Source organism: Pantoea sp. WMus005, assembly GCF_013415305.1.
Lineage (GTDB): Bacteria > Pseudomonadota > Gammaproteobacteria > Enterobacterales > Enterobacteriaceae > Pantoea > Pantoea rara.
The window spans coordinates 131,705-158,508 of sequence record NZ_JACBXU010000004.1 but is presented as its reverse complement, the minus strand read 5'-3'; the positions used below and the strand labels follow the sequence as shown (position 1 = coordinate 158,508).

At 55.8% G+C, this 26,804-nt stretch carries 26 protein-coding genes and 1 other RNA gene; 19 read left to right on the top strand and 8 right to left on the bottom strand.

Annotated elements, in window-relative coordinates; translation table 11 throughout:
- The first annotated feature begins 94 nt into the window (after nt 1-94).
- The 3 genes from mscS (at nt 95) to HZZ01_RS15580 (ending at nt 2,592) form a co-directional block, all read left to right on the top strand.
- Nucleotides 95-976 carry a small-conductance mechanosensitive channel MscS gene (mscS, locus tag HZZ01_RS15590; RefSeq protein ID WP_179898500.1) on the top strand — a complete coding sequence of 294 codons (882 nt, stop codon included), beginning with the start codon at nt 95-97 and terminating at the stop codon, nt 974-976.
- A 125-nt stretch (nt 977-1,101) separates the two neighbouring features.
- Nucleotides 1,102-1,725 (top strand): arginine exporter ArgO, encoded by a 624-nt coding sequence (gene argO, locus HZZ01_RS15585; protein WP_179898499.1) that lies wholly within the window; start codon nt 1,102-1,104, stop codon nt 1,723-1,725.
- 144 nt (nt 1,726-1,869) lie between these two features.
- Nucleotides 1,870-2,592, top strand: coding sequence for an oxidative stress defense protein (locus HZZ01_RS15580; RefSeq protein WP_179898498.1), 723 nt, complete (start codon nt 1,870-1,872; stop codon nt 2,590-2,592).
- A gap of 32 nt (nt 2,593-2,624) precedes the next feature.
- On the opposite strand, the gene HZZ01_RS15575 is transcribed toward HZZ01_RS15580, so the two are convergent.
- On the bottom strand, nt 2,625-3,530 hold the full coding sequence (locus HZZ01_RS15575) for a LysR family transcriptional regulator ArgP (protein WP_179898497.1): 906 nt from the start codon (nt 3,528-3,530) through the stop codon (nt 2,625-2,627).
- 181 nt (nt 3,531-3,711) lie between these two features.
- Here HZZ01_RS15575 and rpiA point away from each other — a divergent pair, with 181 nt between their 5' ends.
- Together rpiA and serA are read left to right on the top strand one after the other, a co-directional pair.
- Nucleotides 3,712-4,371 carry a ribose-5-phosphate isomerase RpiA gene (gene rpiA, locus HZZ01_RS15570; RefSeq protein WP_179898496.1) on the top strand — a complete coding sequence of 220 codons (660 nt, stop codon included), beginning with the start codon at nt 3,712-3,714 and terminating at the stop codon, nt 4,369-4,371.
- 279 nt (nt 4,372-4,650) lie between these two features.
- Entirely contained in the window at nt 4,651-5,889 is a 1,239-nt protein-coding gene (gene serA, locus HZZ01_RS15565) for a phosphoglycerate dehydrogenase (protein WP_179898495.1), read from the top strand.
- Nucleotides 5,890-6,146: 257 nt separating this feature from the next.
- On the opposite strand, the gene HZZ01_RS15560 is transcribed toward serA, so the two are convergent.
- From HZZ01_RS15560 to zapA, 3 genes are all read right to left on the bottom strand, one after another.
- A complete protein-coding gene (locus HZZ01_RS15560) occupies nt 6,147-6,740 on the bottom strand; it encodes a 5-formyltetrahydrofolate cyclo-ligase (protein ID WP_179898692.1) in 594 nt (197 codons plus the stop codon).
- Between the two features lie 91 nt (nt 6,741-6,831).
- A non-coding RNA gene (ssrS, locus tag HZZ01_RS15555) (6S RNA) lies at nt 6,832-7,014 on the bottom strand.
- A gap of 40 nt (nt 7,015-7,054) precedes the next feature.
- Complete coding sequence (gene zapA, locus HZZ01_RS15550) at nt 7,055-7,384, bottom strand: cell division protein ZapA (RefSeq protein ID WP_090965854.1); 330 nt, start codon at nt 7,382-7,384, stop codon at nt 7,055-7,057.
- Between the two features lie 170 nt (nt 7,385-7,554).
- On the opposite strand from zapA, the gene HZZ01_RS15545 reads away from it, so the two are divergent.
- The 8 genes from HZZ01_RS15545 (at nt 7,555) to HZZ01_RS15510 (ending at nt 17,596) form a co-directional block, all read left to right on the top strand.
- Nucleotides 7,555-8,133, top strand: a complete 579-nt coding sequence (locus HZZ01_RS15545; RefSeq protein ID WP_179898494.1) for a YecA family protein — start codon at nt 7,555-7,557, stop codon at nt 8,131-8,133.
- Nucleotides 8,134-8,179: 46 nt separating this feature from the next.
- A complete protein-coding gene (gene pepP, locus HZZ01_RS15540) occupies nt 8,180-9,502 on the top strand; it encodes a Xaa-Pro aminopeptidase (RefSeq protein ID WP_179898493.1) in 1,323 nt (440 codons plus the stop codon).
- Complete coding sequence (gene ubiH, locus HZZ01_RS15535; RefSeq protein WP_179898492.1) at nt 9,499-10,677, top strand: 2-octaprenyl-6-methoxyphenyl hydroxylase; 1,179 nt, start codon at nt 9,499-9,501, stop codon at nt 10,675-10,677. Before pepP ends, ubiH begins: the two co-directional genes overlap by 4 nt.
- Before the next feature lie 13 nt (nt 10,678-10,690).
- Nucleotides 10,691-11,893, top strand: coding sequence for an FAD-dependent 2-octaprenylphenol hydroxylase (gene ubiI, locus HZZ01_RS15530; RefSeq protein WP_179898491.1), 1,203 nt, complete (start codon nt 10,691-10,693; stop codon nt 11,891-11,893).
- Nucleotides 11,894-12,324: 431 nt separating this feature from the next.
- On the top strand, nt 12,325-13,422 hold the full coding sequence (gcvT, locus tag HZZ01_RS15525) for a glycine cleavage system aminomethyltransferase GcvT (protein ID WP_179898490.1): 1,098 nt from the start codon (nt 12,325-12,327) through the stop codon (nt 13,420-13,422).
- A gap of 23 nt (nt 13,423-13,445) precedes the next feature.
- Nucleotides 13,446-13,832 (top strand): glycine cleavage system protein GcvH, encoded by a 387-nt coding sequence (gene gcvH, locus HZZ01_RS15520; RefSeq protein WP_136196821.1) that lies wholly within the window; start codon nt 13,446-13,448, stop codon nt 13,830-13,832.
- A gap of 80 nt (nt 13,833-13,912) precedes the next feature.
- Nucleotides 13,913-16,786 carry an aminomethyl-transferring glycine dehydrogenase gene (gcvP, locus tag HZZ01_RS15515; RefSeq protein ID WP_179898489.1) on the top strand — a complete coding sequence of 958 codons (2,874 nt, stop codon included), beginning with the start codon at nt 13,913-13,915 and terminating at the stop codon, nt 16,784-16,786.
- A 66-nt stretch (nt 16,787-16,852) separates the two neighbouring features.
- Complete coding sequence (locus tag HZZ01_RS15510; protein ID WP_179898488.1) at nt 16,853-17,596, top strand: SDR family oxidoreductase; 744 nt, start codon at nt 16,853-16,855, stop codon at nt 17,594-17,596.
- A 30-nt stretch (nt 17,597-17,626) separates the two neighbouring features.
- On the opposite strand, the gene HZZ01_RS15505 is transcribed toward HZZ01_RS15510, so the two are convergent.
- A complete protein-coding gene (locus HZZ01_RS15505) occupies nt 17,627-19,066 on the bottom strand; it encodes a 6-phospho-beta-glucosidase (RefSeq protein ID WP_179898487.1) in 1,440 nt (479 codons plus the stop codon).
- A 115-nt stretch (nt 19,067-19,181) separates the two neighbouring features.
- Nucleotides 19,182-19,901: a MurR/RpiR family transcriptional regulator gene (locus tag HZZ01_RS15500; RefSeq protein WP_179898486.1), complete on the bottom strand. Its 720-nt coding sequence runs from the start codon at nt 19,899-19,901 to the stop codon at nt 19,182-19,184.
- Nucleotides 19,902-20,070: 169 nt separating this feature from the next.
- Here HZZ01_RS15500 and HZZ01_RS15495 point away from each other — a divergent pair, with 169 nt between their 5' ends.
- Complete coding sequence (locus tag HZZ01_RS15495; protein WP_179898485.1) at nt 20,071-20,736, top strand: hemolysin III family protein; 666 nt, start codon at nt 20,071-20,073, stop codon at nt 20,734-20,736.
- A 49-nt stretch (nt 20,737-20,785) separates the two neighbouring features.
- Here the strand turns inward: HZZ01_RS15495 and ygfZ are convergent, their stop codons facing one another.
- Nucleotides 20,786-21,772, bottom strand: coding sequence for a tRNA-modifying protein YgfZ (gene ygfZ / locus HZZ01_RS15490; protein ID WP_179898484.1), 987 nt, complete (start codon nt 21,770-21,772; stop codon nt 20,786-20,788).
- Nucleotides 21,773-21,998: 226 nt separating this feature from the next.
- Between ygfZ and sdhE the strand changes: the two genes are divergently transcribed.
- Nucleotides 21,999-22,265 carry an FAD assembly factor SdhE gene (gene sdhE / locus HZZ01_RS15485; protein WP_179898483.1) on the top strand — a complete coding sequence of 89 codons (267 nt, stop codon included), beginning with the start codon at nt 21,999-22,001 and terminating at the stop codon, nt 22,263-22,265.
- Complete coding sequence (locus HZZ01_RS15480; RefSeq protein ID WP_179898482.1) at nt 22,240-22,650, top strand: protein YgfX; 411 nt, start codon at nt 22,240-22,242, stop codon at nt 22,648-22,650. Before sdhE ends, HZZ01_RS15480 begins: the two co-directional genes overlap by 26 nt.
- Before the next feature lie 85 nt (nt 22,651-22,735).
- Here the strand turns inward: HZZ01_RS15480 and fldB are convergent, their stop codons facing one another.
- Nucleotides 22,736-23,254: a flavodoxin FldB gene (gene fldB, locus HZZ01_RS15475; protein WP_179898481.1), complete on the bottom strand. Its 519-nt coding sequence runs from the start codon at nt 23,252-23,254 to the stop codon at nt 22,736-22,738.
- Between the two features lie 102 nt (nt 23,255-23,356).
- On the opposite strand from fldB, the gene xerD reads away from it, so the two are divergent.
- Genes xerD through recJ form a run of 3 tightly spaced genes read left to right on the top strand, consistent with a single transcriptional unit; the run spans nt 23,357 to nt 26,725 of the window.
- Nucleotides 23,357-24,250, top strand: a complete 894-nt coding sequence (gene xerD, locus HZZ01_RS15470; protein ID WP_179898480.1) for a site-specific tyrosine recombinase XerD — start codon at nt 23,357-23,359, stop codon at nt 24,248-24,250.
- 21 nt (nt 24,251-24,271) lie between these two features.
- Nucleotides 24,272-24,985: a bifunctional protein-disulfide isomerase/oxidoreductase DsbC gene (dsbC, locus tag HZZ01_RS15465; RefSeq protein ID WP_003852889.1), complete on the top strand. Its 714-nt coding sequence runs from the start codon at nt 24,272-24,274 to the stop codon at nt 24,983-24,985.
- A 3-nt stretch (nt 24,986-24,988) separates the two neighbouring features.
- A complete protein-coding gene (gene recJ, locus HZZ01_RS15460; protein ID WP_179898479.1) occupies nt 24,989-26,725 on the top strand; it encodes a single-stranded-DNA-specific exonuclease RecJ in 1,737 nt (578 codons plus the stop codon).
- Nucleotides 26,726-26,804: the final 79 nt, after the last annotated feature.

Genomic DNA, 26,804 nt, shown 5'->3' with positions numbered 1-26,804 from the left:
GGCATTTATTGTTTACCCTTTTGTCAGGGATTGTCAGAGCGGTTCTGACAATATGTTGTTACTTCCCTTGGGAATTTAATTACAGGAAGGTTCCATGCAGGATACGGGTATGTTTGATGAACTCAACAACGCAGGTAACTGGATAGTACGCAATCAGGAGCTCCTGATTAGCTATGCGGTAAACATTGTCGCAGCCATTGCGATTATCTTTGTGGGTATGATGATTGCACGCATCATCTCCAACGCCGCTAATCGTCTGCTGCTTGCGCGCCACATTGATACGACTGTTGCTGATTTTCTGTCGGCGCTGGTGCGCTACGGTATTATCGCATTCACACTTATCGCCGCACTCGGACGCATTGGTGTACAGACAACCTCGGTCATCGCAATCCTTGGTGCGGCCGGTCTGGCCGTGGGTCTGGCATTAAAGGATTCCCTGTCAAACCTTGCTGCTGGTGTGCTGCTGGTGATTTTCCGCCACTTCCGAACCGGTGAATTCGTTGATTTGGGTGGGATCATGGGGACGGTAATGAACGTGCAGATCTTCTCCACAACGCTCAAGTCAGCTGATGGCAAGCGAGTGGTGGTGCCGAACGGTAAAATTCTTGCCGGAAACATCGTTAACTTTTCGCGTGAGCCGGTACGCCGCAATGAATTTATTATCGGCGTCTCCTACGATGCAGATGTTGATCAGGTTCTGACGCTGCTGCGGGAAGTCGTAGAAGCAGATGAACGTGTATTAAAAGAGATGGGTATCCAGATTGGGCTTAATGAGTTAGCCGCATCCTCAATGAATTTTGTCGTGCGCTGCTGGAGCAACAGTGGAGACCTGCAGAACGTCTACTGGGACCTGATGAAGAACTTCAAGCGTACGCTGGATGGTAAAGGGATTGGTATTCCTTATCCGCAGATGGACGTGCATCTGCACCGCGTCAGACAGTCGGATGCACCTACACCAGAGACACAGCCGCAGTAACGATTTTAATGGGCGGCATCGGTCGCCCATTAATTCTGCTAATAGCAGATTAATTTTTTCAATTTCCGCTAATCATTCCCTCTCTTTATACTTCCCCACATCTGACCATGTGAGGAAAAAATCCAGTGATATCTCTCTACTTTCAGGGGCTTGCCCTGGGTGCTGCACTGATCCTGCCGCTGGGGCCGCAGAACGCTTTTGTGATGAATCAGGGCGTAAAGCGCCAGTATCATCTTTTGACGGCGGCACTTTGCTCGCTGAGCGATATTCTGCTGATATGCGCTGGCATCTTTGGCGGTAGCGCGCTGCTTAGCCAGTCTCCGCTGCTATTGATGATGATTACCTGGGCGGGCGTGGCTTTTCTGGTCTGGTATGGCTGGGGAGCGCTGCGAAGCGCCTTTCGTGGCGACGCCGCTCTGGTGGATGGCGAGCCGTTAAAGCACAGCAGAGGACGTATTATTGCGACGCTGCTGGCGGTGACATGGCTTAACCCGCACGTTTATCTCGACACCTTTGTGGTGCTCGGGAGTCTTGGCGGTCAGTTGCCGACCACCACGGCGCGTCAGTGGTTCGCGCTGGGTACTATCAGCGCGTCGATTCTCTGGTTCTTCGGTCTGGCCCTGCTGGCTGCGTGGCTCTCACCGCGCCTGCGCACGGCGAAAGCACAGCGCATTATTAACCTGCTGGTAGGTGCTGTGATGTGGTTTATCGCCCTGCAGCTGGCGCGCCAGGGCATTGCTGGTTTTTGATCCCAGCCTCGATCCGTGGCAGTAATTGCCGCGCTGCGGGCGAACTTTTGCCATAATGACCACTCAAAGCATGGCGCATACCCATGCGCTTTTGGGCTTCGCCGGTTGGAAGCCGTCATAGTGACCTTTTCAAGGAGGACTTTCATGAAACTGAAAGCATTGGCTCTGGCCGCAATCATGAGCGCTGGCGTATTGCCTGGCGTACACGCTGATGAGTTACCGAACGGACCGCACGTGGTGACCTCAGGCAAGGCAACGGTCGATGCCCGTCCCGATATCGCAACGCTCTCTATCGTGGTGAACGTGTCATCAAAAGATGCCGCAGATGCGAAGAAGCAGGCGGATAGCCGCGTTGCGCAATATTTCGATTTTCTGCAGAAAAATGGTATTGAGAAGAAAGACATCGATGCGGCTAACCTGAGCACGCAGCCAGAGTACGATTACACCAAAGAGGGTAAATCGGTACTGAAAGGTTACCGTGCGGTGCGTCAGGTACAGGTCACCCTGCGTCAACTGGACAAGCTGAATGATCTGCTGGACGGGGCGCTGAAGTCCGGTCTGAATGAAGTGCGCAGCGTCGAGTTGGGCGTGGCAAACCCGGAGAGCTACAAAGAGCAGGCACGTAAAGCCGCGATTAAAAACGCGACTCAGCAGGCATCCGAACTGGCTGAAGGCTTTAACGCGAAGCTGGGATCGATTTACAGCATTCGTTATCAGGTCGCCAACTATCAGCCGATGCCAATGAACCGCATGTATAAAGCGGCTGCAGCGGCAGATACCACGGCTCAGGAGACCTATGATCAGCAGAGCATCAACTTTGACGATCAGGTTGATGTGGTGTTTGAAATCAAGCCTGATACGCCGTAATGCAAAACGGGGCTGATGCCCCGTTTTTGTTTTCAGGCTGCGACATGATCCTGACGCAACACGCGATGTCCATGCGCAATCAGCGCATCGGTCACCCGACGCATTAACCGGCTTTCCGGCGCAAAGCGATGCCAGTAGAGCATCCGGCGCTGGTACAAGCCCGGCGTCAAATCAATTAACTCACCGCTCGCCAGCTCACGCTCAATCTGCAGATGCGGGATCATACAGCAGGTCGAACCCTGCCGGGCCATCTGCACAAAGGCTTCAGAAGAGTTCACGATGTGACAGGGTACGCTGCCCGGTGAAAGATCAAAGTTCTGTTGCAGGAAGGCCTGATGCATATCATCAAGATGGTCAAACGCCACCGCAGGCGCTTTTAGCAGGGCAGAGCGGGTGACGCCGTTCGGGAAGAAGCGATCGGCAAAGTCGCGTGACGCCACAAACAGGTAGTCGAGCGCACCGAGCTGATCCACCAGACAACTTGGCAGCGGCTGCGGCTGAATACTCACTGCACCCACCACTTCACCCCGGCGCAGACGCTCCTGGGTGCGGGTTTCATCTTCGACCTGCAGATTAAGGCGGACGGGAGAATCAGCCAGCACATCTTTCAGCGCAGGCAACAACCAGGTCGCCAGACTGTCGGCGTTGACCGCCAGCGACAGCAGCAGTGGCGTGGTACCACTGTTCTCATCGCCCAGCCACTCCTCTTCCAGCAGCTCAACCTGATGCAGTAACGCCAGCAGTTTCTGACCCTGTTCGGTCGGACGCGGCGGCACGGTGCGCACCAGCAGCGGCTGCCCAAACAGGTTCTCCAGCTGCTTGATACGCTGTGAAACCGCCGACTGGGTGATACACAATTTTTGTGCGGCACGCTCAAATCCGCGTTCGCGGATCACTGAATCCAGCGCCTGAAGCGTTCGATAATCCGGGCGTTTCATTATTGTTCTCTCTCCTCAGGGTGGACGTCACTATGCCACAAAAGTGTCACCTGTGATGGCTCTCTTGTTTTTTGTGGGCTGGCTTCCAAAGCGATAAATCCACGGCGGTCAGCCGAGCATTTTCAGCAAGCCTTGTTTTATACTACGCGCACTTCGTTGTCGCACAGGTTTTAAACATACCATGACCCAGGATGAACTGAAAAAAGCCGTTGGCTGGGCTGCACTTGAGTACGTGCAGCCGGGCACCGTTGTTGGCGTAGGCACCGGATCCACCGCAGCACACTTTATTGATGCACTTGCCACGGTCAGGCATCAGATCGAAGGTGCTGTCTCCAGCTCCGATGCCTCCACCCAGAAGCTTAAAAGCCTGGGCATTCAGGTGTTCGATCTGAACGAGATTGACGTGCTGTCGGTGTACGTTGATGGCGCGGATGAGATCAACCCACAGATGCAGATGATCAAAGGCGGTGGCGCAGCGCTGACGCGTGAAAAGATCGTGGCTGCGGTGGCAGAGACCTTTATCTGTATCGCTGACGCCTCAAAAGAAGTGGATGTGCTGGGCCGTTTCCCGCTGCCGGTTGAAGTGATTCCGATGGCGCGCAGCTATGTGGCGCGTCAGCTGGTAAAAATGGGTGGCTTACCGGAGTATCGTCAGAACGTGGTCACAGACAACGGCAACATTATTCTCGATGTGCATAATCTGCGTATTCTCGACCCGATTGAGCTGGAAAAAACCATCAACGCCTTACCTGGCGTGGTCACCGTGGGCCTTTTTGCTGCGCGCGGAGCCGATATCGCGTTAATTGGCGGACCTGATGGGGTGAAAACCATCAAAAAATGATCTGTCTGGCGCTGAAAAGGCGCCGGTTATTTCTGCCTGCAAATCATCTTTTCTCGCGCCGGTGAAATTTGGTGACTTATGTCACATAAGCGTCATCGGCAGTGGGTTCGTTCTCTCATCTCCGCCGACCTCATGATTTTGTCCGGCAATGTGCGGCTGTCAGCCGTTGCCGTGCTGGCTGCCGGGCAATCGTTTGTATTGCCGGACGCGATTTTTTTGATATTTTGACAGAAGGCTGGCTTATGGTAGTCCTCATTGAATGCTGAATAGGATCGGGAAATGGCAAAGGTATCACTGGAAAAAGATAAGATTAAGTTCCTGCTGGTGGAAGGTGTCCATCAGAGCGCGCTGGAGAACCTGCGGGCTGCAGGCTATACCAACATCGAATTCCACAAGGGCGCGCTGGACTCCGATGCGTTAAAAGCATCGATCCGCGATGCGCACTTCATTGGTATCCGTTCCCGCTCCCAGCTCACTGAAGAGATTTTTGCGGCGGCTGAGAAGCTGGTCGCTGTTGGCTGTTTCTGTATCGGTACCAACCAGGTTGATCTGCAGGCCGCTGCCAGCCGGGGAATTCCGGTGTTCAATGCGCCATTTTCGAATACCCGTTCGGTTGCGGAGCTGGTGATTGGTGAGATGCTGCTGATGCTGCGTGGCATCCCGGAAGCGAATGCGAAAGCGCACCGAGGCATCTGGAACAAGATTGCCAAAGGCTCATTTGAAGCGCGTGGCAAAAAGCTGGGTATCATCGGTTACGGTCATATCGGGATGCAGCTGGGCGTACTGGCAGAAAGTCTGGGTATGCATGTTTTTTTCTACGACATTGAAAACAAGCTGCCGCTGGGTAATGCCACGCAGGTACGCCATCTTGCCGATCTGCTCAACATGAGCGACGTAGTCAGCCTGCATGTGCCGGAGACAGCCTCTACACAGGATATGATTGGTGCAGAGGAGCTGGCGCAGATGAAGCCCGGTGCGCTGCTGATTAACGCCTCACGCGGTACCGTGGTCGATATTCCGGCGCTGTGCGATGCGCTGGCCAGTAAACATGTCGGTGGCGCGGCTATCGACGTCTTCCCGACAGAACCCGCCACCAACAGCGAGCCGTTTATTTCGCCACTGAGTGAGTTCGACAACGTGATCCTGACGCCGCACATTGGCGGATCGACGGAAGAAGCGCAGGAGAACATCGGGATTGAAGTTGCAGGTAAGCTGGCGAAATACTCCGATAACGGCTCTACCCTGTCGGCTGTTAACTTCCCGGAAGTGTCATTGCCGATTCACGGCATCAGCGCCAGTCGTCTGCTGCACATCCATGAGAACCGTCCTGGCGTGCTGACAGCTATCAACCAGATTTTTGCCGAGCAGGGCATTAATATCGCCGCCCAGTATCTGCAAACCTCGCCGTTTATGGGTTATGTGGTCATCGACATTGATGCAGAGCCGGAAGTGGCAGAGAACGCGCTGCAGCTGATGAAGGCCATTCCGGGTACTATCCGCGCCCGTCTGCTTTACTAAGCGATGCAGACATGAAGTGGCGCTGAATAGCCCCACTTCATGTTGTCAGTTACGATCTGACCGGGTTTACTGAGTCTGCTCAGTAAACCCGGTCAGATCGGAAAGTCGCAAACAGGTCATCCCTGACTGCTCGTCCCGCACGCGGGACGCTTTCCTCTTCAACCGTATTTCCTATGCGTGGTGCTATTCCATTGTTGCAGGCTTCACCCTGATTCGGGGTTCTGAGCCATCGGAAAAAGCCTATAACAGCGGCTCTGCTACTCCCACTGCCAGAGTTTTGACGGCGTCATCACTGCCGGCAAAGGGACATCCCATTCCGCCACAGGCAGGTTATCAACCTGCTGACAATCGTGTGCCAGACCCACGGGCAAAAAGCCATGCTGCCGCCAGTTCTGCAGGGTGCGATCATAGAAGCCTCCGCCCATCCCCAGTCGCTGCCCATGCTGATCAAACGCCACCAGCGGCACCATCATCAGATCCAGCTGATCAAGCGTAATCAACTGCCGGATATCCAGCGGCGGTTCAGGAATACGAAGTTTATTGATGTGCAAGGGAGTATCGGGCGAGTAGCGCAAAAACAGTAAATTACCGGGGGAGAAGGGGTGTAAAACGGGAAGATAGACGGCTTTCTTCAGATGCCAGAGTCTGGCAATCAGCGGACGGGTATTCAGCTCACCATCAACCGACAAAAACAGAGCAATATTGCGCGCGGCAGTCATGGGAGCGTAGTTAAGGGCGAGGTCAGCGAGTTGTTCGGCCGCCAGGGCCTGCTGCTCATCAGTCATCGCACGACGCAGATGGCGTACCTGCTGACGGATAACCTGACGCTGTATCATTGAAGGTGATGACATGGAAGATTCAGACATGATTCCCCGCCTGATAAGTCGCTGAACAGCGACTATAACATGTCGGTATGGGGAATAAAGCAGGACTACAGGAAGAGAGATCTCCGAGATGCCGCCGTAGGCTGTAACCCTTGAACCCTTGGTTCAAGGTGAACATGCCGTCATAACCATCAGGCTTCTCGGACGAACCGAGCATGCACACAGGTTACGAGCGTCACATTCTGTTTTTTCGAAATATCGGCTCAGGGGACTGGCCCACATGCAAACATCTCAGAGAAAATTTACCTCACCGTTACTTTAAGTATAGCAACCATGAAGTTTTATTCGAACTTCGCACCCTCACGATCAGAGATACGACCTTGCTCAACTAATGCCTGTTCAATCGTCTGCTGCAACATACGGATACGCTGTTCCATATTAGCAGCATAATCGCGCGTTTTCACTTTCTCTTGCGCCAGCTCGTGGCAGACGTTTAACGCGGCGATGAACACCAGTTGTTCTGTATTGGTGACTCTAGTGCGAACTTTTAGATCTTGCAACCGTTGATTGAGATCTTCAGCCGCGCTATTGAGCGCATCTTGCTGCTCTGGCGGACAATTCACTCTCAACGAACGACCAAAAATTTGTAAATCTACCGGTTGTGCAGACATGCCACCTTCCTGACTGATTACTTCGCTCGCAACTCCCTTAGCAGTCAATGGCTTGGGAGGCGGGCAACTATATAGACCCACGAAATAAGATACAACCCCTTTTCTGGAAACCTTGAGGCAGCTAGTGGTAGCATAACACGAACTTATTCTGCCAACGACGATGAAAACTTATGTCCTTACAGAACGCAACCCCCGATTACAACGCGCTCGCGGCGGTGCTCTCACAGCAGGGCATTGGAATGACGCCCGCTGAAATGCACGGCCTGCTAAGCGGGATCCTCTGTGGCGGCAACCAGGACACCAGCTGGAAGACGCTGGTACACGATCTGGCTAACGAAGGCATGGCGTTTTCACACACGCTTGCGGTGCCGCTGGCGGCCCTGCACGAGCACACCGCCACCACGCTGGAAGATGACGGCTTCCTGTTTCAGCTGCTGCTGCCTGCTGATGACGACATCACTGTCTTTGACCGTGCGGATGCGCTGGCAGGATGGGTTAACCATTTTCTGCTCGGCCTGGGGGTAACACAGCCTAAACTGGATAAAGTCACCGGCGAAACCGGCGAAGCAATCGATGATCTGCGCACTATCGCACAGCTTGGTTACGAAGAAGATGAAGACCAGGAAGAGCTGGAGCAGTCGCTGGAAGAGGTGATCGAGTATGTGCGTGTCGCTGCACTGCTGTGCCACGATACCTTCACCCGTCCGCAGCCAACCGCGCCAGAAGTGCAAAAACCGACGCTACACTAATTTCAGGTCAACGAATTTAACCGGTCAGTTTACAGGGAGTGCAGAGATGATTTCACTGGAACGATACCTGCAGCGTCGTCAGGCGCTGCTGGCGAAGATGGTGCCTGGCAGCGCAGCATTGATTTTTGCTGCGCCTGAAGTAACGCGCAGTAATGACACGGAATATCCATTCCGCCAGAGCAGTGACTTCAGTTACTTCACCGGCTTCAACGAGCCGCAGGCGCTGCTGGTGTTGATCAAAAGCGATGAAAATCATAATCACAGTGTGCTATTTAACCGCGTGCGTGACCCCGCAGCGGAAGTCTGGTCTGGCCGTCGGCTGGGCCAGGAGGCCGCGCCAGATAAACTGGGCGTGGATCGCGCTTTGCCCTGGAACGATATCGGTGAACAGCTGCACCTGCTGCTGAATGGTCTGGATGTGATTTACCATGCGCAGGGCGAATATGCCCATGCGGACACCCTTGTGTTCAGCGCGCTGGATAAACTGCGTCGCGGATTCCGCCAGAATCTCAGCGCGCCTGCTACCGTCATTGACTGGCGTCCGTGGGTGCATGAGATGCGTCTGTTTAAAGATGCGGACGAGGTTGAGCTGTTACGTCGCGCCGGGAAAATCAGCGCACTGGCGCATACCCGTGCGATGCTAACCTGCCAGCCGGGCATGTTTGAATATCAGCTCGAAGGGGAAATTCATCACGAATTTACTCGTCACGGCGCGCGTTATCCCTCCTATAACACCATCGTGGGTGCCGGGGAAAACGGCTGCATTCTGCACTACACCGAAAATGAAAGTGAAATGCGTGACGGCGATCTCGTGCTGATCGATGCAGGCTGTGAGTTCCATGGCTATGCCGGGGATATCACGCGCACCTTCCCGGTGAACGGCAGGTTCAGCCCGGCGCAGCGTGCCATTTATGACATCGTACTGGCTTCGCTGAAGCGGTCGCTTGAGATGTTCCGGCCTGGCGTCAGCATTCGGGAAGTGAATGATGAAGTGGTACGCATCATGATCACCGGTCTGGTTGAGCTGGGCATCCTGGAGGGCGACGTCGATACGCTGATCGCCGGGGAAGTGCATCGCCAGTTCTACATGCATGGCCTGGGCCACTGGCTGGGGCTGGATGTTCACGACGTCGGCCACTACGGCACACCGAGCCGCGACCGGATTCTGGAACCGGGCATGGTGTTAACCGTCGAGCCGGGTCTTTATATCGGACCGGATGCGGATGTGCCTGCGCAGTATCGCGGCATCGGCATCCGAATCGAAGATGACATCGTGATTACTGAAGATGGCATTGAGAATCTCACCGACAGCGTAGTTAAAGAGGCCGATGAGATCGAAGCACTGATGGCGGCGGCAAAACAGGCATGACGATTCTGATTGCCGGTGGCGGCATGACCGGGGCGACGCTGGCGCTGGCGATCTCCCATCTGACCCAGGGCACACTGCCGGTGACGCTGATTGAAAGCAGCGAGCCAGGCAGCCGGGCGCATCCTGGTTTCGATGGCCGCGCCATTGCGCTCTCTGCCGGAACCTGCCAGCAGCTGGCTGACATTAATCTGTGGCAGCACATCGCCCGTTGTGCTACGCCGATTACCGATATCCATGTTTCCGATCGCGGTCATGCGGGCTTTGTGTCGCTGGCGGCGGCTGACTACGCCATTCCGGCGCTGGGACAGGTTGTTGAGCTGTTTGACGTCGGTCAGCGTCTTTTCGCTGAACTGAAAAAAGCCCCCGGCGTGACGTTACGCTGTCCGGCGCGCGTTACCCAGGCACACCGTAGCGAACAGCAGGTTGAGGTAACGCTGGACAGTGGCGAACAACTCAGCGGCAAACTGCTGGTGGCAGCAGATGGCACGCGCTCTGCGCTGGCTGCCTCGTGCGGCATTCAGTGGCAACGGGACGATTATCAGCAGCTTGCGGTGATTGCCAACGTCTCCACCGCGCTTCCCCATCAGGGCCGGGCATTCGAGCGTTTCACCGAACACGGCCCACTGGCGTTGTTGCCGATGTCCGGCAACCGTCTGTCACTGGTCTGGTGTCATCCGGTTTCGCAGCGTGAACGTATTGAGCAGTGGAGCGAGGCCGAATTCCTGAGCCATCTGCAACGTGCTTTTGGCTGGCGACTGGGCAAATTCACCCACACCGGCCAGCGTGAATATTACCCGCTGGCGCTGCACCGGGCGATGTCGCCAGTGACGCATCGGGTGGCGGTGGTGGGCAATGCAGCACAGACGCTGCATCCGATTGCCGGGCAGGGCTTCAACCTGGGCTTGCGCGATGTGATGTCGCTGGCTGAAACGCTGGCAGCCGCCCATCGTCAACAGCAGGATCCCGGCGGCTATGCGGTGTTGCATCATTACCAGCAGCGCCGTCAGCCCGATCGCGCCGCCACTATCGGTATCACCGACGGACTGGTTCGCGTCTTTGCGAATCGCTATGGCCCGATGGTAGCTGGACGTAACCTGGGCCTGCTGGCGATGGATCATCTGCCGTGGTTACGAAATCAACTGGCTGAGCGTACGCTTGGCTGGGTTAAGCGTTAATAAAGAGGCTCAGATGCAAACTTTTGATGTGGTGATTGCCGGTGGCGGAATGGTGGGACTGGCGGTGGCCTGCGGCTTGCAGGGCAGCGGACTGCGCATCGCCGTGCTGGAGAAATCGCCGGAGCCACCGCTGGCGCTGAGTGCGTCACCGTCCATTCGCGTGTCGGCGCTCAATGCCGCCAGCGAACGGCTGCTGCAGAAGCTGGATGTCTGGTCGACCATTCTCTCGCTGCGTGCCTGCGCTTATCACGGCATGGAAGTGTGGGATAAGGACAGCTTCGGTTCCATTGCCTTTGATGATCAGCATCAGGGCTTGTCACATCTGGGCCATATCATCGAAAACCCGGTGATCCACAATGCACTCTGGCAGCGTGCCAGCGCCTGCAGCGACGTGACGATAATGGCACCCTCGCAGTTACAGCAGGTGGCGTTTGGTGATAATGAAGCCTTTGTTACCCTGGAAGATGGCAGCATGTTAAGTGCGCGATTAATGATTGCCGCTGATGGCGCTAACTCCTGGCTGCGCAACAAAGCCGATATCCCGCTCACCTTCTGGGACTACGATCACCATGCGTTAGTCGCTAACGTCCGCACTGAAAGACCGCACGACGCGGTGGCGCGACAGGTGTTCCACGGCGATGGTATTCTGGCTTTCCTGCCAATGCAGGATCCGCATATAAGCTCCATCGTCTGGTCGCTCTCGCCGCAGGAAGCGAGCCGTCTGGAGACCATGCCGGAAGCGTTGTTCAATCAGCAGCTCTCTGTCGCGTTTGATATGCGACTCGGCCTGTGCCAGCTGGAAAGCGAGCGCAAGTCGTTTCCGCTGGTGGCGCGCTATGCCCGCAACTTTGCGGCACACCGTCTGGCGCTGGTGGGCGATGCGGCTCATACCATTCATCCGCTGGCGGGCCAGGGCGTTAACCTTGGCTTTATGGATGCTGCCGAGCTGATTGGTGAGATTCGCCGTCTGCATCAGGAGGGCAAAGATATTGGTCAGCACCTCTATCTGCGTCGCTACGAGCGCAGCCGTAAACACAGCGCCGCAATGATGCTGGCAGGAATGCAGGGCTTCCGGGAGATGTTCGCAGGCAATAATCCGGCGAAAAAACTGCTGCGTGACGTCGGTCTGAAGCTGGCTGATCGGCTGCCAGGAGTAAAACCTCTAATGCTGAAGCAGGCGATGGGCCTGAATGATTTGCCCGCCTGGTTACGCTAAATCCACGCCTTCTTATAAGCCAGCGTCTGCTGGCTTTTTTTATGCCTGAATCCCTCTGCACCACGAAAAGGCAACGCTGCACCAGCAGAGGTCTTCGTTTGATTTATTCTAATTTTGCGAGCGAATTCGCATTACTTTTTCTCATTCATCTCTCTGCGCGCAAAGGGTTTTTTTTAACATCCTGAACGCCATCCCGCATAAATTTGCTGTGTATATTTAAAAGCCCTGCATTTATTGCGCGATTAATCACAAAATTGCAGTTTTTTATCCTGTCAGTGCCTGTTCCTGGTTAGGCTGTGTATCTGCTTTCGACCCCGGTTTGCTTATGGTTAAACGTCAAATTCGGTGGTAACGTCAGCCATAAGAGAACGTTTGCGTCGGCACAAATTCCGACGCACTTTTGCCCTCACTCGCTTCTGCACAGGATGGTTATGACTCAGCAAACACCTCTGTTTGAACAGCATCAGGCCTGCGGTGCCCGTATGGTGGATTTTCATGGCTGGATGATGCCGCTGCACTATGGCTCCCAGATGGATGAACACCATGTGGTGCGCACTGACGCCGGGATGTTTGATGTTTCTCACATGACCATTGTCGATCTGACAGGCCCGCGTACCCGGGAATTCCTGCGCTACCTGCTGGCAAATGATGTGGCAAAACTGACGCAGCCAGGCAAAGCGCTCTATACCGGAATGCTGAATGCTTCGGGTGGCGTCATTGACGATTTGATTGTTTACTTTATGAGCGAGGAATTCTTCCGGCTGGTGGTGAACTCCGCGACCCGTGAAAACGACCTCGCCTGGATCACGCAACATGCGCAGGGCTATGGCATTACGCTGACGGAACGTGATGACCTGGCGCTGATTGCTGTGCAGGGCCCGCAGGCGCAGCAGAAAGCGCAGACGCTGTTCAGTGAGGAGCAGCGTCAGGCTGTTGCTGGCATGAAGCCGTTTTTTGGTGTGCAGTCAGGTGACCTGTTTATCGCGACCACCGGCTACACCGGCGAAGCGGGATATGAAATTGCGATGCCTGCAGATGAGGCGGCCGATTTCTGGCAGCGTCTGCTGGCCGCTGGCGTCAAACCTGCCGGACTGGGCGCACGCGACACGCTGCGTCTGGAAGCCGGAATGAATCTGTATGGTCAGGAGATGGACGAAGGCGTTTCACCGCTGGCTGCCAACATGGGCTGGACGGTGTGCTGGGAACCCGCTGACCGCGACTTCATTGGTCGGGAAGTGCTGGAACTGCAGCGTGAACGCGGCACCGAAAAACTGGTGGGGCTGATCCTCACTGAAAAAGGGGTGCTGCGTAACGGCCAGCCGGTGCGTTTCACCGATGACCAGGGGCAGCCGCAGGAGGGGATCATCACCAGTGGATCTTTCTCACCGACACTGGGTTGCAGCATCGCCCTGGCGCGTGTACCAGCCTCCGTAGGCACCACCGCCATTGTTGAGATCCGTAACCGCCAGATGCCCGTCCAGGTTACCCGTCCCGTTTTTGTCCGCGCCGGTAAACCGGTCGCCCAGTAAATTTTATTCAGGAGAAATGGCCAATGAGCAATGTGCCGAATACGTTGAAGTACCGCGACAGCCACGAATGGGTGCGCAAAGAAGCCGATGGCAGCTACACGGTGGGGATTACTGAACATGCGCAGGAATTACTGGGCGACATGGTATTTGTCGATCTGCCGGAAGTAGGCGCGACGTTTGCCGCTGGTGAAGAGTGCGCGGTTGCAGAATCCGTTAAAGCGGCTTCAGATATCTATGCGCCAGTCAGCGGTGAGATTGTCGCGGTCAATGAAGCACTGACTGACTCACCGGAGCAGGTCAACAGCGAGCCTTATGACGGCGGCTGGTTATTTAAAATTAAAGCCAGCGACGCGTCTGAAATCGACACGCTGCTGGATGCGGATGCTTATAAAGCCTCCATCGACGAGTAGTCGTCAGGCGGCCTCGTACAGAGGCCGCAGATTTCTGTTTGCTCTCCGGTTCCCCCAGCCCGATTCAGGATTTACAGCTAATGACCCAGACTCTCAGCCAGCTTGAACACAACGGTGCATTCATTGAGCGCCATATCGGTCCTTCACCTGAGCAGCAGGCGCAGATGCTTGACGCGATTGGTGCCCGTTCGCTGGACGCGTTAATCAGCACGATTGTGCCGGCAGACATTCAGCTGCCGGGCCCGCCCGCGGTTGGTGAAGCCGCGACTGAACAGCAGGCGCTGGCCGAACTGAAAGCCATTGCCAGCCAGAATCTGCGTTACAAATCCTGGATCGGTATGGGATACAGCGCGGTCATCACCCCGCCGGTTATCCTGCGTAATATGCTGGAAAATCCGGGCTGGTACACCGCCTATACCCCGTATCAGCCTGAGGTCTCGCAAGGCCGCTTAGAAGCGCTGCTCAACTTCCAGCAGCTGACGCTGGATCTCACCGGAATGGATATCGCGTCCGCCTCACTGCTGGATGAAGCCACTGCCGCCGCCGAAGCGATGGCGATGGCAAAACGCGTCAGTAAGCTAAAAAACGCCAACAAATTCTTCATTGCCGATGATATTCATCCACAGACGCTGGATGTGGTGCGGACTCGTGCGGAGACGTTCGGTTTCGAACTGATCATCGATAGCGCCGATAAAGCATCCGATCACGACGACCTGTTTGGTGTATTGCTGCAACAGGTGGGCACCACCGGTGAGGCGCACGATTACAGCGCGCTGATTGCCGGGCTGAAAGCACGCAAAGTCGTGGTCAGCGTGGCGGCGGACTTTATGTCGCTGGTGTTACTGGAAGCGCCAGGCAAGCAGGGTGCAGACATTGTCTTTGGTTCCGCTCAGCGTTTCGGCGTGCCGATGGGTTATGGCGGCCCTCACGCTGCCTTCTTCGCCAGCCGCGACGAGCATAAACGCTCTATGCCAGGCCGTATCATCGGTGTGTCACGTGATGCCGCGGGTAACACGGCGCTGCGCATGGCGATGCAGACCCGTGAACAGCATATCCGCCGTGAAAAGGCTAACTCCAACATCTGTACTTCGCAGGTGCTGCTGGCAAACATCGCGGGTCTCTACGCGGTATTCCACGGCCCTGCCGGTCTGAAGCGTATTGCCTCTCGCATTCACCGCTTCACCAACATCCTGGCAGCCGGACTGCAGCAGGGTGGCCTGAAGCTGCGCCATCAGCACTGGTTCGATACGCTGACGGTGGAAGTGGCGGATAAAGCCGCCGTGCTGAACCGTGCCCTGAGCTTTGGCGTTAACCTGCGCAGCGACATCCATAACGCCGTCGGTATCACGCTGGATGAAACCACCAGCCGTGAAGATATTCTGGTGCTGTTTGCCATTCTGCTGAGTGATGAACACGGCCAGGATCTGGAGAAACTCGACAGCGAAGTCGCCAGCGAAAGCCACGCGATTCCTGCTGGCCTGCAACGTCACAGCGAAATTCTGACCCATCCGGTGTTCAACCGTCATCACAGCGAAACCGAGATGATGCGTTACATGCACAGCCTGGAGAAAAAGGATCTGGCGCTGAATCAGGCGATGATCCCGCTCGGCTCCTGCACCATGAAGCTCAACGCGGCCGCCGAGATGATCCCGATCACGTGGCCGGAATTCGCTGAGCTGCATCCGTTCTGTCCGGCTGAGCAGGCTACCGGCTATCTGCAGATGATCGGTCAGCTTTCGCAGTGGCTGGTACAACTCACCGGTTATGACGCACTCTGTATGCAGCCAAACTCCGGCGCGCAGGGTGAATATGCCGGGCTGCTGGCGATCCGCCGCTATCACGAAAGCCGTGGCGAGGGCGATCGTCATCTCTGTCTGATCCCAGGTTCGGCGCATGGAACTAACCCGGCATCAGCCCAGATGGCCGGCATGGACGTGGTGGTGGTGGCCTGTGATAAACAGGGCAACATCGACCTCGGCGACCTGCGTGAAAAGGCGGCGCAGGCGGGCGACAGGCTCTCCTGCATCATGGTGACTTATCCTTCTACCCACGGCGTCTATGAAGAGACCATCCGTGAAGTGTGCCAGATCGTGCATCAGTACGGCGGTCAGGTTTATCTGGATGGCGCGAACATGAATGCGCAGGTCGGCATCACCACGCCAGGCTACATCGGCGCAGATGTCTCGCACCTCAATCTGCACAAAACCTTCTGCATTCCGCACGGCGGTGGTGGTCCGGGTATGGGACCGATTGGCGTGAAAGCGCACCTGGCTCCCTTTGTTCCGGGACACAGCGTAGTGCAGATCGACGGTGTGCTGACGCAGCAGGGCGCGGTCTCCGCAGCACCGTTTGGCAGCGCCTCTATTCTGCCGATTAGCTGGATGTATATTCGCATGATGGGCGCCGAAGGGCTGAAACAGGCCAGTTCAGTCGCGATTCTGAATGCTAACTATATTGCCAGCCGCCTGCAGTCTGCCTATCCGGTGCTCTACACGGGCCGTGAGGGTCGCGTGGCGCACGAATGTATTCTCGACATCCGTCCGCTGAAAGAGCAGACCGGTATCAGTGAGCTGGATATTGCGAAGCGCCTGATCGATTATGGATTCCACGCGCCGACCATGTCATTCCCGGTAGCGGGTACGCTGATGGTGGAGCCGACCGAGTCAGAGAGCAAAATTGAACTGGATCGCTTTATTGACGCGATGCTGGCGATTCGTATGGAAATTGACCGGGTAGCGGCAGGTGAATGGCCGCTGGACGACAACCCACTGGTTAATGCGCCGCATACCCAACTGGAAATCGTCAGTGAGTGGTCACATCCTTACAGCCGTGAACTGGCGGTCTTCCCGGCGGGCAGCCATAACAAATACTGGCCGACGGTAAAACGTCTGGATGATGTGTTTGGCGATCGCAATCTGTTCTGCTCCTGTGTGCCGATGAGCGACTATCAGTAATCGCCTCGCAGGCAGGCAGTAACTTTACAGGGCCGATTTGTCGGCCCTTTGTTATGGAGAATCAGCATGAAACTGGCATTGGTCACGGGAGGCAGTCGCGGTATCGGGCGGGCTACGTCGCTGTTACTGGCAGCCCGGGGTTATCGGGTTGCGGTAAACTATCGTCATCGCGAGGCCGAAGCGCAACAGCTGGTGGCGCAGATCCGGCAGCAGGGCGGTGAAGCCTTTGCGGTTCAGGCAGATATCAGTGATGAACCTCAGGTGATGGCGATGTTTGCGCAGCTCGATCAGCAGTCTGAACCGCTGGCGTTGCTGGTGAACAACGCCGGGATTCTGTTTCAGCAATGCCGCACCGAACAGCTTGATGCGGCTCGCTTGCATAAGGTCTTTGCGACCAACGTCATCGGATCTTTTCTCTGCTGTCGTGAGGCGGTTAAGCGAATGGGTACCCATCATGGCGGTCAGGGTGGTGCGATTGTAAATGTCTCGTCGGCCGCGTCGCGTATCGGTGCGCCTGGCGAATATGTTGATTACGCCGCCTCAAAAGGGGCGATGGATACGCTGACCAAAGGATTGTCGCTGGAAGTGGCGCAGCAGGGGATTCGGGTCAATGGCGTACGCCCGGGATTCATCTATACAGAGATGCATGCCGATGGCGGAGAGCCGGGCAGGGTGGACAGGCTGGCCAGTGTCATTCCGATGGGGCGCGGCGGTGAGGCAGAAGAGGTGGCGGAAGCGATCGTCTGGCTGGCCAGCGACGCGGCCTCTTACATCACCGGCAGCATCATTGACGCTGCCGGTGGTCGTTAACTTGCTTCGTAGCTTATGCGTCTTGCGTAATCAGAGGTTTTCGCCGTTTCTGGCGATAACCTGCTGATACCAGCTGAAGCTCTTCTTCTTCGCACGAGAAAAATCGCCGCTGCCATCATCGTTTTTATTCACATGAATAAAGCCGTAACGTTTGTCGTACTGGCCGGTGGTAAAAGAGACGCAATCCAGGCAACCCCATGGTGTGTAGCCCATTAAATCCACACCATCATACGCCACGGCCTTCTTCATTTCTTCGATGTGCGCACGCAGATAGTCGATGCGGTAATCATCTTCAATCACGCCTTCCGCATTGGGCTTATCGATCGCACCAAAGCCGTTTTCCACAATAAACAGCGGCTTCTGGTAACGCTCGTACATCTCGTTCATGGCATAGCGCAGGCCGACCGGATCGATCTGCCAGCCCCAGTCTGATGCTTTCACATGCGGATTTTTCACTACGCCTTCAAAGCCGGTGATCGGATCGTCAACGCCGCTGGCATCGGTCTTCACGGCATTGCTCATGTAGTAGCTGAAGCCGACATAGTCTGCGCAGCCCTGGCGCAGCGTCTCGGCATCGTCCGCTTCCATCTGAATGTCATAACCTTTGCGTGCCCACTCTTTCAGGGTGTACGCCGGATAGTAGCCGCGCATCTGCACGTCACTGAACACATAGCGCTGATGCATCGATTCCTGCGCCAGCACCACATCGTCCGGATGGCAGGAGAAGGGATAGATCGGCACCATGGCGATCATGCAGCCAATCTGTAAGTCAGGATTGATGTCGTGACCGAGTTTCACCACTTTGGCGCTGGCAACAAACTGGTGATGCATGACCTGATACATCGCCTGTTCAGGTTTTTCGTGCTCGGTAAAGATCACGCCTGAACAGCAGTAACCAAACAGCGGGTATTGCCAGTTGCGCTGGTTGTTAATCTCGTTGAAGGTCATCCAGTATTTTACTTTGTTCTTATAGCGGTTCAGCACCACTTCGCTGAAGCGTACGAAGAAGTCGACTACTTTGCGGTTGTGCCAGCCGCCATACTCTTTGACCAGGTGATAAGGCATTTCGAAGTGCGAAAGGGTGATGACCGGTTCAATGCCATATTTCAGTAGTTCATCAAACAGATCGTCATAGAATTGCAGGCCTGCTTCGTTAGGCTGCTGCTCATCCCCGTTGGGGAAGATGCGGGTCCAGGCTATAGAGGTGCGGAAACACTTGAAGCCCATCTCGGCAAACAGCGCGACATCCTGTTTGTAATGGGAGTAAAACTCCACGCCTTTGTGGTTCGGGTAGAAGTGGCCAGGCTGCACGCCATCGGTGATGACACGGTCAACACCGTGTGAACCGCCGGTCATCACGTCAGCAATACTGACGCCTTTGCCGCCCTGATCCCAGCCGCCTTCAACCTGATGTGCCGCGACCGCGCCGCCCCAAAGAAAGCCTTTTGGTAACTGCAATTCTGCACTCATGCTTCACCCCATTACGGATATTGAAATTGAGCTGAGTGTAGCAAGGCAATAATGAAAGTCACGATATAACAGCGCGCAGATAATTGCGTTTGTTACATCTAAAAAACAGCCTGTTTTATTTCCCGAGCTGGCGACCGATCGCTTCAATAATATAGGTTACCGGCACCTGAGTCGTAATGTCAGAATTGTCCGCCATGCGGATAATCGGCACATGGTAGCAGAGGTTGAAATCACCAATTTTCGCCAGTGAGCAGCTTTCCGTATTAGTTATTGCAATGATTTTGCACTTATTCAGGCTGAACTGGCTGGCTATGCGCAGGATCTCTTCCGTTTCGCCAGAGACCGATAAAATAATGGCGACAGCATTGTCATACAGATCAGGGCTGACCGGATAATAGGGATCGTCAATCGCATGGCTGAATTTACCAAGGTTAGAGAAAAAACGTGCGCCATATTTTGCCAGACTGCCGGAGGTGCCTACGCCAATAAAGAAGACCTGATCTGACTGATTGATTTTCTGTGCGGCCTGGGTGATGAGCTGTTCAAATTCCGGGTTATTAATACTTTTGAAAAAGCTCAGCATCTCGCTGACGCCCGCCGTGTTAAGCAGTGGCGCACTCTGTTGCTCGCTTAAGCGCAGGCGGATGCGGAACTCCGACCAGCCTTCGCAATCCATCTTGCGGCAGAAACGCAGCACAGTAGTAGTGGAGACACCGGCCTGCTCAGCCAGCTCGCGGATCGTCATGTAGCTGACGCCTTCACGGTGCTTAATGATGAACTGATAGACCTGCATTTCCAGGTCGTTAAGGCGGGCGAGATCGCGATGCGAAAACATGGAGGACTCATTGAACAGTTGACCGGCGGTCAGTTTACCAGATTCAGTACGGGGTTTAAGGGATAGTGAATTTCAGTGAGTATTTTTAGCGTACACGTGTACACTGAAAAAATTATTGTCTACGCTGGGTAACAGTTATCACTGCTATGGCGCTGTTCAGGAACCTGATATGACCACCACACTTTCTCAAAAACACCGGCCCGCTGCGGGCTATTCCGTCGCCGAAGAAATTGCCAACAGTATCAGTCACGGTCTGGGCTGCCTGTTTGGTATCGTCGGACTGATACTGATGCTCAATCAGGCCACTGTGAGGCAGGCTGACACCCTCACCTTCATCAGTTACAGCCTCTATGGCGGCAGCATGATCCTGTTGTTTCTGGCCTCAACGCTCTATCACGCTATTCCGGATGGAGCGGCCAGACCCTGGCTGAAAAAGCTGGATCACTGCGCCATCTATCTGCTGATCGCAGGCACCTATACGCCGTTTCTGCTGGTCGGACTAAGGACGCCGCTGGCGTATGGATTAATGGCGGTGATCTGGGGGCTGGCAATGGCGGGTATCGTGTTCAAGCTCACGATTGCGCATCGCTTTAAAGCGCTGTCGCTGGTGACCTATCTCTGTATGGGGTGGTTATCGCTGATTGTGGTTTATCAGCTGGCGATGATCCTGCCGGCGGGCTGCATCTGGCTGCTGGCCGCAGGCGGAATTATCTATTCGCTGGGGGTGATTTTCTATGTGGCGCGCCGCATTCCCTTTAACCACGCCATCTGGCATCTGTTCGTACTGGGCGGCAGTCTCTGTCACTTCTGCGCCATCTACTTCTATGTGCGCTGAGTAGATGGCGGCATAGCCCTTCGGTTAATGGAAGGGCTATGCCGTTAAATCACTCTTCAGTCAGCGAGTAGGGCAGCGGCTGAATGGTCAGATGCCCGCCTTCATCACCCTCAACCCGCAACACGCTATCTGGCTCCAGATCATTATTCATCACCACCTGAATCCAGCTGATTCCATCATCTAACTGCACCGCAGCCAGCACGCTGCCGGTACGACGCCAGCGCTCACCCATCTGTAACTCCAGCGGAGCATTGGCTTCTGGCAGATGACTTGCCTGACCCGCCAGCCAGTAGAGTGCGCGTTTATTGGCACCGCGATATTTCGCCCTGGCGACCATCTCCTGACCGGCATAGCAGCCCTTTTTGAAGCTGATAGCATCCAGTGCCTGCAGGTTAGTGGCCTGCGGAATAAACTGCACACTGGTGGCGGGATCGATAACCGGAATCCCCGCTTCAATATCCAGCGCCAGCCACTGCTGGCTGTCATTGAACTGTGCATCGTCATTAAGCTTCTGCTTCAGCGTTTCTGCCTGGGCCAGCGAGGTGACAATCAGAAAACGTTCGGCGGGTTGGGCAAACCATAGCAGCGTCGTTTCTCCCTGCTGCACGACCGGTTTCTCGCTGTCGGGCAGGCTATCAAACAGATTCGCCAGCGCGGCGCGTGCCTGAAAACCGGCCAGGCCCAGCAACACGGATTCATCGTCAGCTGCCATCGTCACTTTCGAAAATACCGCGTATTTTTTTAACTCGGGCAGCTGAGTGTCGCGCAGTTCACGACGGATCAGATAGGCATAGCCTTCACCGCGATGGAACAGGCGCATATTGCTCCACATTTTGCCTTTAGCATCGCAGTGTGCGGCAGGCGAATGATGGTCTGCATCCAGCGCCGCGACATCCAGCGTTAACTGACCCTGCAGGTAAGCGGTGCTGTCGGCACCGGTAATAGAAACCAGCGCCCAGCGATCCAGTGACATCAGGGTTAATGGCAAACGAGACGACGCGGCAGGCTGGCGCGGCGGTAAAGTAAAAGTGGGCATGGAGATATCCTGTATAAGAAGGTTCATCCGGAACATTATCTTTAATGTTAAAAGAGCCGACTGGCAATGCAACCTGTTTACGGAAAACGGCGCACAAAAGGCGTGATAACCCTGAAAAGATACAATCTGAAATGTGGCAGGTTGCACAGCCTGCGACGCTGTGCCTGCGAGCCGCATTAAACCAGGTTACACTAGCGGCCACGTTGTGAATTGTGGAAATTGCTGCATGGATATTAATGATAAATCACGTATTCAGTGGGCCTGCCGTCGCGGCATGCTGGAGCTGGATGTGGCTATTATGCCGTTCTTCAAATTTGAGTATGACACGCTGAACGATACCGATAAGCAGGTCTTTGTTGATTTGCTGAAGAGTGACGATCCCGATCTGTTCAACTGGCTGATGAATCACGGTGAGCCAAAAGATCCGGAGCTTAAGCGGATGGTGAATCTGATCCAGCAGCGTAACCATGACCGCGGCCCCGTGGCAATGTAAGCTGAAGCCTTCTCGCCTGGCGTGCGCCATACTGTGCGCCTGGCTGTTGGCCGCCGTCACCGGTGTCTTAATGATGCCCCTGCCTGTGGGCGGCTGGCTGATTAAGACGCCGATTATTCTGCTGTTGCTGGCTGAGGGCTGGCTCAGCGTCTGGCGATTGATTCAGCGGCACGGCGGATTACAGCGGGAAGGCCCCCATTACTGGATCTGGCAGGGAAAACGCTGGCGGCCAACTCAACCGCTACGCTGGTTACCGATTGGCGTGCTGATGGTGGCCCGGAGTGAAAACGGGGCCACGCTGCGCTGGTGGCTGATGCGGGACAATATGCAGCCTGGAGAATGGCGTGCTTTACGCGCCTGCTGTTTCAGCAAAGCGCGGCATTAATGGCAGCGGGGTCGGCGAGGGGCGGTGACAGCCGTTCATTTGCTGGCGCTCTGGTTCAGCAGCGGCAATCCAGAGCGCTGGCCGGTCAGAGCAGCGCGGCGGTTTCGGTTAACACCTGCTCGCACCATTGCTCAACGCGCTCATCGGTAATCTCAAACTGATTTACATCATCCAGCGCCAGACCCACAAACTGCGAACCATCGGCACTCAGCGGTTTAGGGCTGGTGAACTCATAACCCTCAAGCGGCCAGTAGCCGACAAAACGCACGCCCATTGGCTGCAGCAAATCGTGCAGCATGCCGAGCGCATCTAAAAACCACTCGCCATAACCAATCTGATCGCCCATGCCATAGAGCGCGACAATCTTGTTTTGCAGATTCAGTGCGGGCAGCTGCGTCCAGATCGCCTCCCAGTCCTCCTGCAACTCACCGAAATCCCAGGTCGGGATGCCCATGATCAGCAAGTCGTATTGCTCCATCAGGCGCGGGTCGTCATCTTTCACGTTATGCAGCGTCACTAACTCTTCGCCAATAAAATCGCGAATTTTCTCCGCTACGATTTCGGTGTAACAGGTACTGGAACCGTAAAAAAGACCGATTTTCATGCAGATAACACTCTGTAAATACTGACTTTGGCGCAATTGTACCAGAAGCGCTGCTGAATCAGGCATAATGAGCATGATTTTACACCAGACGGCGGAGACAACGTGCAGGACAGCGATCTGACAGAACAGTTTCTTGATGCGCTCTGGATTGAACGCAATCTGGCGCAGAATACTCTCTCCTCTTATCGCCAGGATCTCCAGACGCTGACCGGCTGGCTGGCGCATCACCAGCTGACGTTGCTTAGCGTGACGCCGCTGGATCTGCAGCAGTTCCTGGCTGAACGGCTGGAGGGTGGCTACAAGGCGACCAGCTCCGCGCGGCTGCTCAGCGCCATGCGTCGCCTGTTTCAGTATCTTTATCGCGAAAAGCTGCGCCTGGACGATCCCAGCGCGCTGCTGTCCGCGCCAAAACTGCCGCAACGCTTGCCGAAAGATCTGAGTGAAGCGCAGGTCGAGCGGCTGTTACAGGCACCCAATATCGATATTCCGCTGGAGCTGCGCGACAAAGCAATGCTGGAGTTGCTCTATGCCACCGGCCTGCGCGTCTCTGAACTGATTGGCCTGACGCTCAGCGACATCAGCCTGCGTCAGGGCGTCGTGCGGGTTATCGGTAAAGGGGATAAAGAGCGGCTTGTGCCTTTAGGTGAAGAAGCGGTTTACTGGCTGGAGCAATATATGGAACATGGTCGTCCCTGGCTGCTCAATGGGCAGACGCTGGACGTGATGTTTCCCAGCAATCGGGCGCAGCAGATGACGCGCCAGACTTTCTGGCATCGCATCAAGCACTACGCCACGCTGGCGGGCATCGACAGCGAAAAGCTATCGCCGCATGTGATGCGCCATGCCTTTGCGACCCATCTGCTGAACCACGGCGCCGATCTGCGTGTCGTACAGATGCTGCTGGGACACAGCGATCTCTCCACTACCCAAATTTATACGCACGTCGCTACTGAGCGGCTGCGTCAGTTACATCAACAACACCATCCGCGAGCCTGATTCGCGGCCATAAGGATAAAAATGAACAAGCATTTTGCCATGCTGGCTCTGTTAGCCAGCGCCTTTTCCGGTCTCGCACAGGCCGATGACAGCGCCATTCAGCAATCACTTAAAAAGCTCGGTCTGAACCAGACGGAGATCAGCCCGTCACCCCTGCCGGGCTTTAAAACCGTGCTGTCGGAAAGCGGTGTGCTCTACGTGACCGATGACGGCAAACATATGATCCAGGGTCCGCTCTATGACGTCAGCGGCAAACAGCCGGTCAACGTCACCAACCAGCTGCTGGACAAAAAAGTCGAGGCGCTGGTGCCGGAGATGATCGTCTACAAAGCCCCGAAAGAGCAGCATGTGATCACCGTCTTCACCGATATCACCTGTGGCTATTGCCACAAGCTGCACGAGCAGATGGCCGACTACAATGCGCTGGGTATTACCGTGCGTTATCTGGCGTTCCCGCGAGAGGGGCTGAATGGTCAGATTGAACCGGCGATGAAGGCGATCTGGTGCAGCGCTGACCGGAATAAAGCGTTTGATGAGGCGATGAAAGGCAATGCGCCGAAGATGGCCGCACCAGACAGCTGCAAAATCGATATTTCTCAGCATTACAAACTGGGTGTGCTGTTTGGCATTCAGGGCACCCCTGCGATGCTGACGGATACCGGCATGATGATCCCGGGTTATCAGTCGCCGCAGGAGCTGAAGCAGGTACTGGACAATCAGAAGCGTGGTGGTTAATCGGTGGTAAAACAGGAAGTGGAACTGCGTCGCCGTGAGGTGACGGTTGACGATGCGTTACCGGCCACACTGCCACCGCTGCTGAAGCGGCTCTACCTGCAACGCGGCGTGCGTGACGCCGCTGAGCTGGAGCGCGGTGCGAAAAACCTGCTGCCGTATCAGTCCTTAAGCGGGATAGAGAGTGCAGTGGAACTGCTGCATCAGGCGCTGCTGGATGGACGTCGCATTATGGTCGTGGGCGACTTTGATGCCGACGGCGCGACCAGTACCGCGCTAACAGTAATGGCGCTGCGCAGCATGGGCGGCGGTAATGTGCAGTATCTGGTGCCTAACCGCTTTGAAGATGGTTATGGCCTCAGCCCGGAAGTGGTTGAGCAGGCGCGTGCGCGCGGCGCCGCGATGATCCTGACCGTCGATAACGGCATTTCCTCCCACGCTGGCGTTGATTTCGCCCACCAGCACGGGATTCCGGTGCTGATTACCGACCACCATCTGCCGGGCGAGACCTTACCGGCCGCTGAGGCGATCGTGAATCCCAATCTGCCGGACTGTAACTTTCCCTCGCGCGCGCTGGCGGGCGTGGGCGTGGCATTCTATCTGATGCTGGCGCTGCGTGCCCATCTGCGCGCCCAGGGATGGTTTGGCACTACACGCACGGAACCGAATCTGGCGGAGATGCTCGATCTGGTCGCGCTCGGTACGGTTGCTGATGTGGTGCCGCTCGACGTCAACAACCGCATTCTGGTGTGGCAGGGGGTCAGCCGTATCCGGGCTGGAAAATGCCGGCCAGGCATCCGGGCGCTGCTGGAAATTGCTAATCGCGATGCCCGTCAGCTGGCGGCCAGCGATCTCGGCTTTGCGCTGGGGCCACGGCTCAATGCCGCAGGCCGGCTCGATGATATGTCGGTGGGCGTGGCGCTGTTAATGACTGACGATCTCAGCCAGGCGCGGATGTTAGCCAGCGAACTGGATGCACTGAACCAGACACGCAAAGAGATAGAGCAGGGCATGCAGAGCGAAGCGCTGGCGCTGTGTCAGGCGCTGGAGCGCGAGCAGAGCGATCTGCCGTTGGGCCTGGCCTTCTATCATTCCGAATGGCATCAGGGCGTGGTGGGTATTCTTGCCTCGCGTTTGAAAGAGCGTTTCCATCGTCCGGTGATTGCCTTTGCTCCGGCGGGCGACGGCACACTGAAAGGATCGGGCCGCTCGATTGCCGGATTGCATCTGCGCGATGCGCTGGAGCGTCTGGATACGCTGCATCCTGGTCTGATGATGAAGTTTGGCGGTCACGCGATGGCGGCCGGCTTATCGCTGGAAACCGCACGCTACGAGGAGTTTCGTCAGCGCTTTGCCGATCTGGTCGGAGAGTGGCTGGATGGCGAATCGCTGCAGGGCATCATCTGGTCAGATGGCGCCCTGCAGCCGCAGGAGTTTTCCCTGCAGACCGCCGAAATGCTGCGCGAAGCCGGCCCCTGGGGCCAGGCGTTCCCGGAGCCCGCTTTTGACGGCAAATTTAAGCTGCTGCAACAGCGACTGGTGGGCGAGCGGCATCTGAAAGTGATGGTTGAGCCGCTGGATGGGGGGCCGCTGATCGACGGTATCGCCTTTAATGTTGATACCACGCTGTGGCCCGACAGTAGCATTCGTCAGGTTGAACTGGCCTACAAGCTGGATATCAATGAGTATCGCGGTAACCGTTCGGTGCAGCTGATCATCGACCATATCTGGCCGCTGAACTGAGTTAAACAGGGCGCGCGCGTCTCCGTCTACGGCAGACGCGCGTCAGCCTGGTTATCCCCGGCGTTCATCTGCTGCGCGC

What these genes read in the sequence shown, in the direction of transcription:
- serA (WP_179898495.1), top strand. Translation starts at nt 4,651, where the DNA reads ATGGCAAAGGTATCACTGGAAAAAGATAAGATTAAGTTCCTGCTGGTG.
- ubiH (WP_179898492.1), top strand. Translation starts at nt 9,499, where the DNA reads ATGACGATTCTGATTGCCGGTGGCGGCATGACCGGGGCGACGCTGGCG.
- mscS (WP_179898500.1), top strand. Translation starts at nt 95, where the DNA reads ATGCAGGATACGGGTATGTTTGATGAACTCAACAACGCAGGTAACTGG.
- sdhE (WP_179898483.1), top strand. Translation starts at nt 21,999, where the DNA reads ATGGATATTAATGATAAATCACGTATTCAGTGGGCCTGCCGTCGCGGC.
- gcvT (WP_179898490.1), top strand. Translation starts at nt 12,325, where the DNA reads ATGACTCAGCAAACACCTCTGTTTGAACAGCATCAGGCCTGCGGTGCC.
- HZZ01_RS15560 (WP_179898692.1), bottom strand. Translation starts at nt 6,740, where the DNA reads ATGTCATCACCTTCAATGATACAGCGTCAGGTTATCCGTCAGCAGGTA.
- fldB (WP_179898481.1), bottom strand. Translation starts at nt 23,254, where the DNA reads ATGAAAATCGGTCTTTTTTACGGTTCCAGTACCTGTTACACCGAAATC.
- gcvH (WP_136196821.1), top strand. Translation starts at nt 13,446, where the DNA reads ATGAGCAATGTGCCGAATACGTTGAAGTACCGCGACAGCCACGAATGG.
- rpiA (WP_179898496.1), top strand. Translation starts at nt 3,712, where the DNA reads ATGACCCAGGATGAACTGAAAAAAGCCGTTGGCTGGGCTGCACTTGAG.
- HZZ01_RS15545 (WP_179898494.1), top strand. Translation starts at nt 7,555, where the DNA reads ATGTCCTTACAGAACGCAACCCCCGATTACAACGCGCTCGCGGCGGTG.
- HZZ01_RS15510 (WP_179898488.1), top strand. Translation starts at nt 16,853, where the DNA reads ATGAAACTGGCATTGGTCACGGGAGGCAGTCGCGGTATCGGGCGGGCT.
- HZZ01_RS15580 (WP_179898498.1), top strand. Translation starts at nt 1,870, where the DNA reads ATGAAACTGAAAGCATTGGCTCTGGCCGCAATCATGAGCGCTGGCGTA.
- HZZ01_RS15480 (WP_179898482.1), top strand. Translation starts at nt 22,240, where the DNA reads ATGACCGCGGCCCCGTGGCAATGTAAGCTGAAGCCTTCTCGCCTGGCG.
- HZZ01_RS15575 (WP_179898497.1), bottom strand. Translation starts at nt 3,530, where the DNA reads ATGAAACGCCCGGATTATCGAACGCTTCAGGCGCTGGATTCAGTGATC.
- gcvP (WP_179898489.1), top strand. Translation starts at nt 13,913, where the DNA reads ATGACCCAGACTCTCAGCCAGCTTGAACACAACGGTGCATTCATTGAG.
- pepP (WP_179898493.1), top strand. Translation starts at nt 8,180, where the DNA reads ATGATTTCACTGGAACGATACCTGCAGCGTCGTCAGGCGCTGCTGGCG.
- HZZ01_RS15495 (WP_179898485.1), top strand. Translation starts at nt 20,071, where the DNA reads ATGACCACCACACTTTCTCAAAAACACCGGCCCGCTGCGGGCTATTCC.
- zapA (WP_090965854.1), bottom strand. Translation starts at nt 7,384, where the DNA reads ATGTCTGCACAACCGGTAGATTTACAAATTTTTGGTCGTTCGTTGAGA.
- dsbC (WP_003852889.1), top strand. Translation starts at nt 24,272, where the DNA reads ATGAACAAGCATTTTGCCATGCTGGCTCTGTTAGCCAGCGCCTTTTCC.
- HZZ01_RS15505 (WP_179898487.1), bottom strand. Translation starts at nt 19,066, where the DNA reads ATGAGTGCAGAATTGCAGTTACCAAAAGGCTTTCTTTGGGGCGGCGCG.
- ubiI (WP_179898491.1), top strand. Translation starts at nt 10,691, where the DNA reads ATGCAAACTTTTGATGTGGTGATTGCCGGTGGCGGAATGGTGGGACTG.
- ygfZ (WP_179898484.1), bottom strand. Translation starts at nt 21,772, where the DNA reads ATGCCCACTTTTACTTTACCGCCGCGCCAGCCTGCCGCGTCGTCTCGT.
- HZZ01_RS15500 (WP_179898486.1), bottom strand. Translation starts at nt 19,901, where the DNA reads ATGTTTTCGCATCGCGATCTCGCCCGCCTTAACGACCTGGAAATGCAG.